General features: G+C 49.8%; 15 protein-coding genes and 1 tRNA gene. 1 reads left to right on the top strand and 15 read right to left on the bottom strand.

Annotated features, from left to right (window positions below; genetic code table 11):
* Positions 1 to 32: 32 nt before the first annotated feature.
* The 14 genes from hisH to BM200_RS29230 all read right to left on the bottom strand — a co-directional run bounded on the left by hisH (position 33) and on the right by BM200_RS29230 (position 13440).
* Positions 33 to 650 (bottom strand): imidazole glycerol phosphate synthase subunit HisH, encoded by a 618-nt coding sequence (hisH, locus tag BM200_RS29295; RefSeq protein WP_091190955.1) that lies wholly within the window; start codon positions 648 to 650, stop codon positions 33 to 35.
* Position 651: 1 nt separating this feature from the next.
* Positions 652 to 1242, bottom strand: a complete 591-nt coding sequence (gene hisB, locus BM200_RS29290) for an imidazoleglycerol-phosphate dehydratase HisB (protein WP_091190953.1) — start codon at positions 1240 to 1242, stop codon at positions 652 to 654.
* Between the two features lie 43 nt (positions 1243 to 1285).
* Entirely contained in the window at positions 1286 to 2572 is a 1287-nt protein-coding gene (gene hisD / locus BM200_RS29285; protein ID WP_091190950.1) for a histidinol dehydrogenase, read from the bottom strand.
* Between the two features lie 46 nt (positions 2573 to 2618).
* Complete coding sequence (gene hisG, locus BM200_RS29280) at positions 2619 to 3263, bottom strand: ATP phosphoribosyltransferase (RefSeq protein WP_091190947.1); 645 nt, start codon at positions 3261 to 3263, stop codon at positions 2619 to 2621.
* A complete protein-coding gene (locus tag BM200_RS29275) occupies positions 3260 to 4483 on the bottom strand; it encodes an ATP phosphoribosyltransferase regulatory subunit (RefSeq protein ID WP_091190945.1) in 1224 nt (407 codons plus the stop codon). The genes hisG and BM200_RS29275 overlap by 4 nt, the downstream gene beginning before the upstream one ends.
* Positions 4484 to 4709: 226 nt before the next feature.
* Positions 4710 to 5243 (bottom strand): acyltransferase, encoded by a 534-nt coding sequence (locus BM200_RS29270; RefSeq protein ID WP_091190942.1) that lies wholly within the window; start codon positions 5241 to 5243, stop codon positions 4710 to 4712.
* Positions 5244 to 5248: 5 nt separating this feature from the next.
* Positions 5249 to 5902 carry a pyrophosphatase PpaX gene (gene ppaX / locus BM200_RS29265; protein WP_091190940.1) on the bottom strand — a complete coding sequence of 218 codons (654 nt, stop codon included), beginning with the start codon at positions 5900 to 5902 and terminating at the stop codon, positions 5249 to 5251.
* Positions 5903 to 5932: 30 nt separating this feature from the next.
* Positions 5933 to 6895, bottom strand: coding sequence for a prolipoprotein diacylglyceryl transferase (gene lgt, locus BM200_RS29260; RefSeq protein WP_091190937.1), 963 nt, complete (start codon positions 6893 to 6895; stop codon positions 5933 to 5935).
* A 54-nt stretch (positions 6896 to 6949) separates the two neighbouring features.
* Positions 6950 to 7888 (bottom strand): HPr(Ser) kinase/phosphatase, encoded by a 939-nt coding sequence (gene hprK / locus BM200_RS29255; RefSeq protein WP_091190935.1) that lies wholly within the window; start codon positions 7886 to 7888, stop codon positions 6950 to 6952.
* Between the two features lie 124 nt (positions 7889 to 8012).
* Entirely contained in the window at positions 8013 to 9404 is a 1392-nt protein-coding gene (locus tag BM200_RS29250) for a DUF4179 domain-containing protein (protein WP_091190933.1), read from the bottom strand.
* Positions 9391 to 9933: a sigma-70 family RNA polymerase sigma factor gene (locus BM200_RS29245; protein WP_175533075.1), complete on the bottom strand. Its 543-nt coding sequence runs from the start codon at positions 9931 to 9933 to the stop codon at positions 9391 to 9393. Before BM200_RS29245 ends, BM200_RS29250 begins: the two co-directional genes overlap by 14 nt.
* Positions 9934 to 10067: 134 nt before the next feature.
* Complete coding sequence (locus BM200_RS29240) at positions 10068 to 11189, bottom strand: ABC transporter ATP-binding protein (protein WP_091190928.1); 1122 nt, start codon at positions 11187 to 11189, stop codon at positions 10068 to 10070.
* 87 nt (positions 11190 to 11276) lie between these two features.
* Positions 11277 to 12416, bottom strand: a complete 1140-nt coding sequence (locus BM200_RS29235) for a PucR family transcriptional regulator (protein ID WP_091190926.1) — start codon at positions 12414 to 12416, stop codon at positions 11277 to 11279.
* Positions 12417 to 12492: 76 nt separating this feature from the next.
* Positions 12493 to 13440, bottom strand: a complete 948-nt coding sequence (locus tag BM200_RS29230; RefSeq protein ID WP_091190923.1) for an MraY family glycosyltransferase — start codon at positions 13438 to 13440, stop codon at positions 12493 to 12495.
* A 189-nt stretch (positions 13441 to 13629) separates the two neighbouring features.
* Here BM200_RS29230 and ssuE point away from each other — a divergent pair, with 189 nt between their 5' ends.
* Positions 13630 to 14184, top strand: coding sequence for an NADPH-dependent FMN reductase (gene ssuE, locus BM200_RS29225; protein ID WP_175533078.1), 555 nt, complete (start codon positions 13630 to 13632; stop codon positions 14182 to 14184).
* Between the two features lie 113 nt (positions 14185 to 14297).
* Here ssuE and BM200_RS29220 read toward each other — a convergent pair.
* Positions 14298 to 14373: transfer RNA gene (locus BM200_RS29220), tRNA-Lys, on the bottom strand.
* Positions 14374 to 14386: the final 13 nt, after the last annotated feature.

The following is a 14386-nucleotide window of genomic DNA, read 5'->3' as shown; positions in this document are numbered from 1 at the left end:
ATACGCTAAAAATCTGATCTATTTATTTATCGCTACACAACCGGACTTCCCGTCAGAGCCAGGAAGTTGCCCAGCAGCTGCATACCGAGCTCACTGCTTTTCTCGGGATGGAACTGCATGCCGTATACGTTGTCACGGCCGACAATGGCCGTCACCTGCTGATAATAATCCGTTGTAGCCAGAAGGTCGCCAGACATCTCTGGCTTTACATGATAGGAGTGCACGAAGTACACATGGCCTTCCTCGAGGTCCTTGAACAGCGGGCTGTCCGTCTGCAGGAAGCTCAGCTTGTTCCAGCCCATATGAGGTACCTTGTAATCGCCTTGGAAACGGACGACTTTGCCCGGAAGCAGGTTAAGTCCCTCGTTTACGCCATACTCCTCGCTTTGGCTGAACAGCAGCTGCATACCAAGGCAAATGCCCATGAGCGGTTTGCCGGAAGCCGCATAGGCTTTTGCTGCCTCATCCAGCTTGGTCTCGCGGAGGTTTTCCATCGCGTCGCCAAACGCGCCGACACCCGGTAGAATCGCGCCGTCTGCCGATGCAATAACGGCCGGATCAGCCGTTACCACCGCTTCATAGCCAAGGCGTTCTACCGCCTTGCTGACGCTGTGAAGATTGCCCATGCCGTAATCGATGATCGCGATCATGCTACAGCACTCCTTTCGTTGAAGGCACTCCTTGTACACGAGGATCGATGCTTGTTGCTTCGTCGATCGCACGTCCCAAAGCTTTGAACACCGCTTCAATCATATGATGCGTGTTCTTGCCGTAGTGAACGATGACGTGCAGGGTGATACGCGCTTCCAGCGCAAGCTTCCACAGAAACTCATGCACCAGCTCCGTCTCGAAGCTGCCGACTTGCGTCGAAGGATATTCTGCTCGGTATTCAAAGTGCGGACGGTTGCTGACGTCGACGATGACTTGCGCCAGTGCCTCATCCATCGGTACGAATACGCTCGCATAACGCTTAATGCCGCGTTTGTCCCCAAGCGCCTCTCGCAACGCTTGACCGAGGCAGATGCCGATATCCTCAACCGTGTGGTGATCATCGATGTCAATGTCGCCGCGTGCTTCAACCGTCAGGTCGAATTGGCCATGCTTCGTGAACAGGTCAAGCATATGATTCAGAAATGGTACATCCGTCTCAAGCTTCACTTCGCCTGTACCGTCTACCGCAAAGCTAAGCTTAATGTCTGTTTCATTTGTTTTACGCGCAATTTCCGCTTTCCGTTCAGCCACTTATAATTCCTTCTTTCTATAATGAATGGTTTTCTATTGCCTTTTACTTGCCTTCCTGCTCCAAACGGATCTGAATCGCGCGGGCATGCGCCTCCAGCCCCTCATGGCGCGCCAGCGTCATAATGCTGTTGCCGTTCTTCAACAGGGCTTCCTTGCTGTAGTAGATCAGGCTCGACTTCTTCAGGAAATCATCCACGTTCACCGGCGAGGAGAAACGCGCGGTCCCGTTTGTCGGGATAATATGGTTAGGTCCGGCAAAATAATCGCCTACCGGCTCCGAGCTGTATGGTCCTAGGAATATCGCACCGGCATTCTCGATAAGACCCAGCAGGCTCATCGGATCAGCCGTCAGCACTTCCAGATGCTCCGGCGCCAGCTTATTTACGACAGTGATACCCGCTTCGATGGAGTCAACAAGCAGCACAGCGCCGTAGCTGTCGATCGAAGCGCGCGCAATGGCTTCGCGCGGCAGTGTAGCAAGCTGACGCTCCACCTCTGCTGCAACCGCTTCTGCAAGCGTCTCGGAAGGCGTTACGAGAATCGCGGATGCCATCTCGTCATGCTCCGCTTGCGACAGCAGATCGGCGGCGATGAAAGAAGCATTCGCGCCTTCGTCCGCCAGCACAACGATCTCGCTTGGTCCGGCGATGCTGTCGATATCAACAGCGCCGAATACCGAGCGCTTCGCCAGCGCCACATAAATGTTGCCCGGACCGCAAATCTTATCGACCGGAGCAATCGAAGCTGTGCCGTAGGCCAGTGCGGCAATTGCTTGTGCGCCCCCGACCCGGTACATCTCCTTCACGCCCGCTTCTGCAGCGGCTACAAGAATATACGGGTCGATGCCTGCCTTGCCTCCTGTTGCCGGCGGCGTTACCATCACAATCTCCGGCACGCCGGCTACCTGTGCCGGAATCACGTTCATCAGCACGGACGACGGGTACGCCGCCTTACCTCCGGGCACATATACGCCGACCCGCTTCAGCGGCCGGAGAATTTGCCCGAGCATCGTACCGTCCGGCTGCAGATCCATCCACGAGTTACGCTTCTGCTTCTCGTGGAATACCCGGACGTTCACGGCTGCCTCGCGGATCGCCGTGAGGAATTCGGCGTCGACCTTCTCATACGCCGCCTGGATCTCCTCCTGCGTCACGCGCAGCGATGACGCCTCAAGCTGGACGCGGTCCAGCTGCTCCGTATATCGCAGCAGCGCCGCGTCCCCTTCCGCCTTGATCGCTTCCACGATTTGACGTACCGTCTCGTTTTGCTCCGGTGTTCCGTACTCCACCTCGCGCTGCAGCCCAAACTGCTCCGCCTTCATAATCCGCATAAGCCTAAAGTCCCCTTCCTCACCTTTATCACTTCAGTCTATCGTGTTATACCTTTGCCGCAATCGTATCCTGCAGACGGTCACATAGACTTTGAATCGCTTCGTTCTTCATCCGGTAGCTGACGCGGTTCGCAATCAGGCGGCTTGTGATCGGGAAGATCGACTGCATCTCTACAAGACCGTTCTCGCGCAGCGTTTGACCCGTTTCCACCATATCGACGATACGGTCAGCCAGACCAATCAGCGGTGCCAGCTCAATCGAGCCATTCAACTTGATGACTTCCACCTGTTGACCCAGCTCGCGGAAATATTGCGATGCCACATTCGGATATTTCGTCGCTACCCGCGGGTTAATAACCGGTTTCCAGTCGCCCAGACCAATAACGGACATCCGGCATTTTGCAATGCCAAGATCCAGCAGTTCGTAGACGTCCTTGTTTTCTTCCATCAGCACGTCCTTGCCTACAATCCCGATATCGGCAACGCCGTATTCCACATACGTTGGAACGTCAACTGGCTTTGCCATAATGAATTCCATGCCGACCTCAGGAAGCTCGATAATCAGCTTGCGTGTATCGTCAAAGTCGCTTGGAATCGGCAGGCCCGCTTCGCGGAACAGCTTAGACGCCTGCTTATAGATGCGGCCTTTCGGCATCGCAACTTTTAAAATGTCTTTTTTTGCTTCGCTCATTGTCCGATGCCTCCTGCTCTCTTCTCTACGCCGCTGATAAACGGCAGTCCATTCGTGTACGCCACGCCTTTATAAGTAAACGAGCCTTCTTCAAGCCCATTCCAGTCTTCTGCCGTCATACGCTCGGTAACAACCGCTGTACCATGCTCACGAAGCTGCTGTGCCGCTGCCAGCGCTTCTGCGCGGCCTACGCCGTCATAACCGATCAGGACCCGCTCATTGCCCTCTGTATCCTCTTCAGCGCCTACCAGCTCCAGAATGCGCGTTGTCTTAAGCGCAAAGCCTGTAGCCGGCGCAGGACGTCCGAATTGGCTGAGCAGATTATCATAACGTCCGCCGCTCGCCACCGGGAACCCAAGGTCCGCTGCATAGCCCTCAAACGTCATGCCTGTGTAATACGAGAAATCGCCAATCATCGTCAGATCAATCAGCACATGCTCACATACGCCGTATGCCTTCAGCACATCCCAAATTTCGCACAGATGGCGGATCGACTTCTGCGCTGTCGCATCGGCGCTCAGCTGCAGCGCCTGCTCGCAAATCTCCTGTCCTCCGCGCAGACGGAGAATGCCCTCCAACTCGCGTTGTACCGGCTCTTGGAGCTTAAGTTCGCGAAGGCTTTCCCGGTAACCGACATAGTCACGGTTCAGCAAACAAGCCTTCAACTGCTCTTGCGCTTCCTCGCGTCCAGCCAATGTCTCCTCGAACAAGCCGTTCAGGAATCCCACATGGCCGATTGCGATTTTGAACCGGTCAACACCTGCTGCTTTTAGCGAAGCGATAGCGAGTGCTACCACTTCCGCATCAGCCTCAGCAGACGCATCACCAACAAGCTCTACACCAGTCTGGAAAAACTCCGCCTCACGCCCCGACTCCTCTTCAATGGAACGGAACACGTTGCTATGATAGGACAGGCGCAGCGGGAACTGCGATTCCTTCAGGAGCGAAGACACTACGCGTGCGATCGGAGCTGTCATATCCGAACGCAGCACAAGCGTTGTACCCCGGTTGTTGAGCAGTTTGAATAACTTCTGATCCGATGTCGAGCTCGCGACACCTACTGTATCGTAGTATTCCATCGTTGGTGTAATAATTTGTTCGTAGCCCCAGCCCTTCATGCAGGCGAGCACATCACGTTCAATATGGCGCAGCTTCGCTACTGCACCCGGAAGATAATCTTTAACGCCAATCGGCTTCTCAAAAACTTTTGGTTTGGACATCACTATTCACCTTCAGATACTTTAGTATATTAAAGTACTACCATGTTACCATACTAACAAAATAAAGAGTTAGTCGTTATATTAGCATGAACATTCGTTTCCGTCAAGATAACTGGGCTTGTCTTCCAGCCGTTTGATTTCAGCAAGAAAGCCCCGCTATCCGTGCTCATTGGCGAGCGCGAATAGTGAGGCTTTTCCTCTTGGATCGTTAACGGGAACCTGCTGTTTATGATTTCAACAGATGGACCGACTTATCGTCATCCTTTTGCTCCCCGGCATCCGTCCGCCTGATCTCCCGAATCGGATTGCCGCCTACAAACGTGTAAGCCGGCACATCCTTATGGACGATAGAACCTGCCGCGATAACCGCATGATCTCCTATCGTTACACCAGGCAGAATGGTGGAGTTGGCGCCAATCATCACATTTGAGCCAATCTTCACATCCCCAAGCCGGTACTCCTTAATCAAATATTCATGCGTCAGGATTGTTGTATTATAGCCGATTATCGTATTATCCCCGACTTCAATCCGTTCCGGAAAGAATACATCTACCATGACCATCAATGCAAAAGCCGTTTGCTTCCCGACCTTCATGCCGAGAATCCGGCGGTAAATCCAATTCTTCACCGTTAGCTCCGGGCAGTACCGGGCCAGCTGGATGGCGATAAAATTACGCACCGCCTTGAACCGGCTTACCGTTCGGTACATCTGCCATAGTGCATTTGGCCCCTGAACCGGATAACGCTCTACGTTCCGCATTAAGGCTATCGCTCCATTCCTGCGAATGCGTACAACTCACGCATATCATCAATGATATACTGAGCACCACTCTCCATCAGCAGCTGCTTGCCCTTCAGTGACCAGGCAACGCCAACGGGGATTACCCCCGCTTCCTTGGCAGAGATCATGTCGACTGTGCTGTCGCCAATCATAATCGTTGTTGCCGGATCCGCACCAAGCTTTTCGAGAGCCATCTGCACCGGCTCAGGATGAGGCTTAGGATTAACCACGTCATCTACCGTGACAAACGCATCGACATAATCATACAGCCCGCAAAACTTCATACCCCGCTCCGTCGACATCCGGATCTTGGTCGTCACAACGCCGATCTGAATACCTTGCTCATGCAAATTCTTCATGACCTCATTCGTATAAGGGAACGGCCGGAGCAGCTCGTCATGAAGCTTTGTATTTACCGTGCGGTAGGCTTTTATAAGATGATCGACATCCGCAAGGCCCGTAAAATTCTGAAATTGCGCCTGAAGCGTAAGTCCCATGCTCGGAATAATATGCTCTCTTCCGAAGTCCTCGGGTACTAGGCCTTTCAGCGATTCCATGAACGAGCGAATAATCAGCTCATTGGTGTCCATTATCGTGCCGTCCAGATCGAACAGCATCGTTCGTATATTGCCTGTCATACTGGCTTTCACTCCTACTGCTGTTAAGACTTACAGGTTGTCCGTTTTAGCATCCGTCACAGGTGCTGCTGTCTCCTTCGTGGATACAATCGGATCATTGTAATGCACAGATGCCGCTCCTGTTGTACGGCGTACTACGATAAAGATAATGGCCGCGATAACCAGCAGAACCGCCAACAGCTGGGAAATCCGCACATCGCCGTAAGCCGGGTCAAGGAAACCTTGTTCGAAGCCGAACCAGGTCATCGGTGTCCATAGAGCATCCATCAGGGAACCCAGTGCGCCCGGACCCTCAAAAGCCAAGCTGTCTGTACGGATACCTTCGATAAAGAAGCGTCCAATCGAGTACCAGATGAAATAGATTGCAACCAGCTCGCCAGCCCGCAGGAATTTCTGACGGCGGATAACCAGCAGTATAATAATGCCAACCAAACTCCACAGCGACTCATACAAAAATGCCGGATGGTGATAGAGTCCTTCGCTCGCAACATACATTTGATTTACAATAAAATCAGGCAGATGCAGCGTATTCCGCAGGAAGCTCTCTTCCACCGGACCGCCGTAGGCCTCCTGGTTCATGAAGTTCCCCCAGCGGCCAATCATTTGGCCGGCAAGCAGACCCGGTGCACAAATATCTACCAGCCTCCAGAATGGATATCCTTTATAACGGAAATAGAAGTACCCGCATAAAAAAGCCCCAATTAAGGCGCCATAGATGGCAATCCCGCCATTCCAAATTTTGAAGACGTCCACCAAATTGTTTTTATACTCATCCCAAGTAAACGCCACATAATAAATACGCGCGCAAATAACGGCTGACGGCACGCCAAGCAGCAGCAGGTCCATGAAAAACTCCGGCTTGATACCGAATCTTTTCCCTTCCTGTACCGCCAGAAGCAAGCCGACCAGCGCGGCCGTACCCAGAATAATTCCGTACCAACGTACATGGATATCCCCAATGGAAAATGCCGTTGGATCAATCAACAGATTCATTGTTCCGTGCTCCTTCTATAGTAGGTCTATTCCTGCATTCCATGCCTATAACGATCAATCAAAATCATCTGTATCCTCGGCAATCGTTTCCGTCAGCTTATTCGTAAATTGCAGAGCCGCGTTGTAACCCATACGCTTCAGACGGAAGTTCATCGCTGCCACCTCGATAATGACTGCCAAGTTTCGTCCAGGGCGAACCGGTACCGTAACAAGCGGCACATCCGTATCAATAATCCGCGTCTTCTCCTCATCGAGTCCAAGACGGTCATACTGTTTGTCCTGCTGCCAGTTCTCGAGCTTGATAACAAGCGTAATACGCTTACTTGTACGTACTGCACCCGCACCAAACAACGTCATTACGTTGATAATCCCGAGGCCGCGGATCTCAAGCAGATGACGGATCAGCTCCGGCGCGCTGCCGAACAGCTGTCCATCCGATGTCTGACGAATTTCAACCGCATCATCGGCTACAAGACGATGGCCGCGTTTAACGAGTTCAAGGGCAGTCTCACTTTTACCAATTCCGCTTCCGCCGGTGATCAGCATGCCCACGCCATAGACGTCAACCAGAACACCATGAATCGTAGCGGTTGGAGCGAGTTTTTTCTCCAGGAAGTCCGTAATCCGGCTCTGTAAAATCGTTGTCGCCACATTGCTGCGCAGCACTGCAATTTGTGCCTTATTCGAGTACTCGACCAGCTCATCCGGAGCATCCAGTCCGCGAGTCAAAATAATACAAGGCGTGTTCTCGTGACACAGCTGTTCAAAACGGCATCTGCGCTCTTCACTCGTCAGCGTGCTGATGAAGGTAAGCTCCGTCTTGCCGAGCAGCTGTACGCGCTCATGCGGATGATAATCGAAATATCCTGCCATCTCCAGGCCCGGACGATACAGATCATCAACCAGAATAGAACGCTTCAAGCCGTCCTCGCCGGATACGATCTCCATTGAGAAATGTTGCACTAGCTCCGATACTTTCACTTTTTTAGCCATCGAACGGCCTCCTCACTTGCATTCCCAATTAAGTTATATGAAGGGTGTAATCCATTACCAATAGCTTCATCGTAAAGGAAAAAAGCGCCGAAAGCAACGTTTCTCCGTCGCTCAGCGCTTTTCGTCATTTTATAACCACATTCACCGGTTCTTCGACATATCCCGGGTACTGATACAGCTCAAAGGTTAGCGGTTGTTTGTACGGTTTGTTCGGAATCGAGTAGTAAGCTTCGTACATGAAACCCGAACCGTCTGCATCCCCCCTTGAAGTGCTTTGTGTACCATCATGGTCTAGAAGCGTATACTCCGTCCCCGAAGCGTCATGGAATACCGCCTTGTGGTCAAATAACCAATAGCCATAAAACTGTTCCAGCTCATTCAGCCGCGTTGCTTCAATTGACAATTCAATAGCTGACGAGCTTGACTGGACATTCGTTAATCGAATCCGATCATCGGGTGTTTCAAGCGTGTCTCCCGTTTCGGTATTAATAACAAATTTCTGGTCTTTCAGCGATAATAGCAGCCCATCGGCTACCAAACGAAGATGCTCTGGCTTCTCGAAGTAATTGCTCTGGAATGTCAGCGTCGTCGTTCCGTCATCCAGCATGCCAAAACCGCCTTTTGTCTCCCATCGCCGCCCCTTCTCATCCACTAGTGCCAGCTTAATAAAAGAATTGGCACGTATCCTTGCGTCCGGTTCCCTTCGGATTGTTACAGACGCTTGCAGCGGAGTAACAAGAGCTTTCTCTATGAGGAAACGCTGTCCTCCAACCTCGAATTCTTTGTTCAGCGTAATTTCTTCCCTTAACTCTTCAAACCGGCTATGATCAACCGGAATATCAACCTCATGCCACTCGCCGCCTAACTTAAGACTGAACCTGATCACTCCCGGCACTGGAACACCTTCACCTAACATGATATCCATCATATCATGGATACTTGTCGCGTCATCCTTCTCCAACTCCGTATGCCCGATAGCATAATAGCTGCTGCCGATCAGGGCTTCCAAAGGCTCCCCATATCCATCGGTAACCTTGTAATCCGTAATGTCCATATCCTCGCTTACGCCTTGCCCGTCTGCTGTATAAAAAATCACAATTCGCTGCTGATCAGCCATTACGCCATCGACTGTGAGCGTATAGCCGTTCTTGCTAACTGACTTATTCACCGGTTGTATAAACTCATGGTTGATTGCACTTGTCAGCGTAGTATCGCCTTTTATCAATTCCACGACCCCGGTTAGACCCGGAATCTCACGCACAAGTTCCGCAAAGGCAGGGGATACCCGAATGCATGCCGTAAGTAGAACAAGCACGATAACCGCTGAAGCTGTCATATGAACAGCCAGTCTGCTTTTTCTTCTCCTTACCTGCTGTCGTCCTTGTTCCACACCCATTCGGATCGTTGAGGCAATAGATTCCTCTGACGCACTTTCCAAAACCCGTTGTACGTTTTCCTTATCCTCCAACAACATTTCCGCCAGTCCTTGCTCAAATTCGGATCTATTCCCACTCAATCTTCATCCCCTCCTTTCCATATGAATCGTTACTCCTTAATCGCTTCAAGGCTTGATGCAGCCAGGTCCTTACCGTTCCGTCCGGCTTCTCCAGGAGCTCAGCAATCTCCGGAATCGTCATGTCCCGATAATATTTCAGTACAATGACCATCCGGTACTTTGAGGGCAGCTTCTGCAGCAGAACAGCCATATCCATTCTGTCTATCCCATTTTCCGTAGCTGCCAGCGTATCCCTCTCCATCAGCTCATTGGTAAGTGGCTGTTCACGACGCCGCTTTTTCCGCTCATCCAGACAGACCCGGATAAGAATCCGTGTCATCCAGGTCGTAAAAAATTTTGGATCACGCAAAGAACGGCGCTTATTCCAAACCCGGAATGTCATTTCCTGAATCGCCTCGAGCGCATCCGTCTCATTACGCGAATAAGAATAGGCAATGCCGTATAGGCGGCTTTGATCCATCTGGATGCGCATAATAAGCGCATCGTCGTCCCCTTTTATAGCAGCCGCAGCATATTCGTCCCTCTCCATATCCCCCTCCAATTCCATTCCAGACACTTCGTTATGTATTAGACGCCGCATCAGCCATTTCGGTTTTTTTATTTATAGAAACATAAAAAAGGCTGCCTCCCTATCGGAAGACAGCCTTGTTGTAAATGTAAGGATTAGTTTTCGAAGATGTTCAGCTCGGACTCTTTGTCGAACATATGAACCTTGTTCATGTCGAGAGCAAGCTTAACAGTGGAACCGTCACGCAGAGTCGAACGACCGTCAACGCGAGCGATTACTGTGTCAGAACCGATACCGTTCAGGTACAGGTACATTTCATGACCCAGGTTCTCAGCTACTTCAACGTTAGCATTAACGATAGTGTTCGGGGAAGCTTCCAGGAACACCGGCTCTTCGTGAAGATCTTCCGGACGAATGCCCAGGATTACTTCTTTGCCAAGGTAACCTTTGGAGCGAAGGGAAGCTGCTTTACCTTCTGGTACTGCAACGTCAACGCCAGTTGTTTTGAATTTCATTGTGCCGCCTTGGTCAGTAAGCGTACCAGTGATGAAGTTCATCGAAGGTGCGCCGATAAAGCCAGCTACGAAGATGTTTACTGGGTGGTTGTACAGCTCTTCAGGAGAAGCTGTTTGTTGAATGAAACCGTCTTTCATAACAACGATACGGTCACCCATTGTCATTGCTTCGATCTGGTCATGCGTTACATAGATTGTAGTTGTTTCAAGACGTTTAGTCAGCTTGCTGATCTCAGCACGCATTTGACCACGAAGTTTAGCGTCCAAGTTGGAAAGTGGTTCGTCCATCAAGAATACTTGTGGTTCACGAACGATAGCGCGTCCCAAAGCTACACGTTGACGTTGACCGCCGGAGAGAGCTTTTGGTTTACGATCCAGCAGATGCTCGATATCAAGAATTTTAGCAGCTTCACGAACACGTTTGTCGATGTCTGCTTTTTTGAATTTACGAAGTTTAAGGCCGAATGCCATGTTTTGATAAACGTTCATGTGAGGATACAACGCGTAGGATTGGAATACCATCGCGATGTCGCGGTCTTTCGGTGCTACGTCGTTTACGACGCGGTCGCCGATGTACAGCTTGCCCTCGGAGATTTCTTCAAGACCTGCGATCATACGAAGAGTCGTCGATTTACCACAGCCGGAAGGTCCTACCAGTACCAAAAACTCTTTGTCCTTAATGTCAAGGTTAACATCAGTTACCGATGCTTTGTCGGAACCCGGGTATTTTTTGTAAATGCCTTCTAAACGTACGCCTGCCATTTGAATGTCCCCCTAAAAGAAAATTTCTTATGGGTATATCTTATCTCACGGGCTCGTTTGTGACTATGCACAAACTTTACAAAAAAACTAATTCCTTTTCGTAACTTTGTACAATAGTAAAATAATTTTGACTAATACAGCATCTCGGAACTGCCGGACGTCAAGTCCGGTTTCCTGTTTTAATTTATCTAAACGATATAATAATGTATTCCGATGGATATAAAGCTTCTTTGCCGTTTCACTGACATTACAGTCAAGAGAGAAGAATGTCTCCAGTGTGGCGAGCATTTCGGACTCTACGAACAGCTCAGTCCGTTTTAGCGCATGCTCCAAATAACGGGAACGCTGGACTTCCGGAATCGCATTCAGGAGCCGCTCGAGCTGAAGCATCCAAGGCAGATGAATACTTGTCCCGACATGGAATTTGCGGCCAAGATTTATGGTCTCGCGCAGCAGTACGGTAGTCTCCACAATTCCTTTGGCCGGACATACCGGATGAGCGACAGCCAGATGGCATTCGCCGATCCATTCACTTGCCAGCATCTCGTGTAGGCCATGACAGATTGATGACAAGCTGTCTTCAACCGTTTCTTCATCTTCATCATCCATAAATTCGCTGTCGGCTTCTTTTAACAAGGAGACAGGTCCCCAAATGAGCCACTCTTGGTTCTTTAGCGGAATAAGCAAAATATCCTCGGCCAGGAAGGAGCGAAGAAGCTTTTCCAGTTCAGGGTATGATGCCTGCTTGCCATTCGTATACTCTGTCACTAATAAGAAAGGAATCATCTCTGCAAACAACTTGCCGCCGGCAGTAAGATGATCAGGAATCGAATAAGAAGGCTCCTCGGATTCAAGCTGCTGCTGAATCCATTCACTTAATTTTAAAGCAAATGACTCACTTTCAGACAATGCACCTGGCTTAACGGCCTGCTGTTGGGCTTGATTCCATTGCAGCGTCCATGTAAGCAACTCTGCTTCTGCCTGCTTCAGCTCTCCTTCAATCTCGATCGCTTCCAGTTCATTGCCCGTCACCCTGGCTACGATCCATGTCTTTCCGTTATTCGCTGCGCGATTGCCTTCCGTAATCTTATCGCGGTTATCGTCGTGAGCCCACGTTGTATCCGCTTGCTGAACAAGGCCCTTCCAATCCGATAATGAGAACGTAATGAACCGAACCTGACAGTTCAAAATGTGCTGCAGCGGGGTTAACCAATCTGTCGTGCTCATTTTTACATTACTCCAATCTCCAGCTCAAAGAATGACGCTTTTTTTTCGTCATTGTATCACAAAACGGCTGCTCCTTTCAGCCTTTCATGACAAGCAGCAGAATTGACAGCAGGGAGAACAGCGCCGCAATGAGATACATGAAGGAGACCGTCTGCACCTGAGTAAGCCCCCATCGCATTAGGGCATGATGGGTATGGAGCTTATCCGCCTGATGAAGCCCCTTCCCCGTAGCAAGCCTTCGAAGCATAACAATAACCGTATCAAGAATCGGCAAGCCTAATGCGAGCAAAGGAACCAGAATCGTAATAAACGTCGCTTTTTTGAAAGCACCATCTATTGCAATCACAGCAAGCGTATAACCCAAAAACGTTGCTCCGGCATCACCCATAAAAATTCTCGCAGGGTGGAAGTTATAAATCAGAAACCCGATACAAGCGCCGCCGATAATAATCGCAGTCACTCCAATATCCGCCTGACCCTTGATAAGGGCCGTGACAAACAAGGTAAGGGACGACAGCGTACATACCCCGGAAGCCAGTCCATCTACCCCGTCAATGAAATTGATCATATTAATAAGGGCAAATACCCATATAATTGTTCCGATCGCATCAAACCATATTGGAAAGCCGAAAAAATGACCATTAGCCGGATTCGTCACGCCGTCCATATGAATACCGAATAAGAGTGGGATAGTGGATACCCCTAAGTAGATAATAACCCTTGGCCATACCGGAAAGTCCTTTCCTTTCGCCTTAGATGCATCATCCATTAATCCGATACACACAAGCAGCGCTCCGCCAACCATAATACATAAGCTAAGCGAGGTTATCCCCTGAAAAGCGATAATCGTGAGGATACAAGCGATATACAATGCCGCGCCGCCCATTAACGGGATCGGACGATTATGGATTTTGCGCCAATTTGGGCGGTCAACAATTCCGTATTTAAGAGCAATCTTCTGCATAACGGGCACAAATAAAATCGTCAAAACAGCACTCATTCCAACAGCCAGCCAATACGTCATTCGAATGTTCCCCTTTGTCAGTCACATCATTTGTTATAACTGTTCAACATTGTTCCCTACCATGAGGAAAAAAATGATTAAAATCTTCGGCGACGGCGTTATAATGTGTTTGACGACTGAAAACGTTCATGTTAGGATTAATTCAAAGTTAACATATCGGAATTAAAGATAATTAAGGAGTGGATAATGATGTCTCAAGTTGTTATTTTGTCTGGCAGCCCTAATCCCGGTTCACGTTTAACAGGTATTACGCAATATGTAGAAGCGCATCTCTCGGAGCAAGGCATCTCCTTCAACCATATTACTGTCGCTTCCCTTCCAGCTGAAGACCTTATCCATGCACGATTCGACAGCCCTGCCATTGTAGAGGCAGCTTCTATTGTAGAAGCCGCAGATATTGTCATTATTGCAAGCCCTGTATATAAAGCTTCCTTCACCGGCGTACTCAAAACATTCCTTGATCTTCTCCCGCAAAAGGGACTTTCCGACAAGTTCGTAACGCCATTGTTCATTGGCGGTTCGATCGCCCATCTGCTGTCCATTGATTACTCGCTTAAACCTGTTCTATCTGCTTTGAATGCCAAGCATTTCGGCAGCGGTGTATACGCAATTGATTCACAGATCGCCCGTGTAGATGCCGGCGTTGGCGAATCCCAATTCGAGCTGAACGATGAGCTTAAACAACGCCTGGACGGATCAGTTGCCGAGATTGTCGAAGAGCTTCGTATTCGTAAACTTAAGTAATAATAAAGAGCTTGAAGGATTATGGTCCTTCAAGCTTTTCTTGTTTTAGTTTCTATATAGAAAGAATCAAAAAACCCGCAGACCGAAGTCTGCGGGTTGGACGTTTAAATAAATGGTGAGCCATGAAGGACTCGAACCTTCGACACCCTGATTAAAAGTCAGGTGCTCTACCAACTGAGCTAATGGCTCTCATAAAAGAGAA

This window comes from Paenibacillus catalpae (assembly GCF_900112695.1).
GTDB lineage: Bacteria > Bacillota > Bacilli > Paenibacillales > Paenibacillaceae > Pristimantibacillus > Pristimantibacillus catalpae.
Note: the sequence above shows the minus strand (reverse complement) of the source record. Positions and strands in the feature narration are given on the sequence as shown.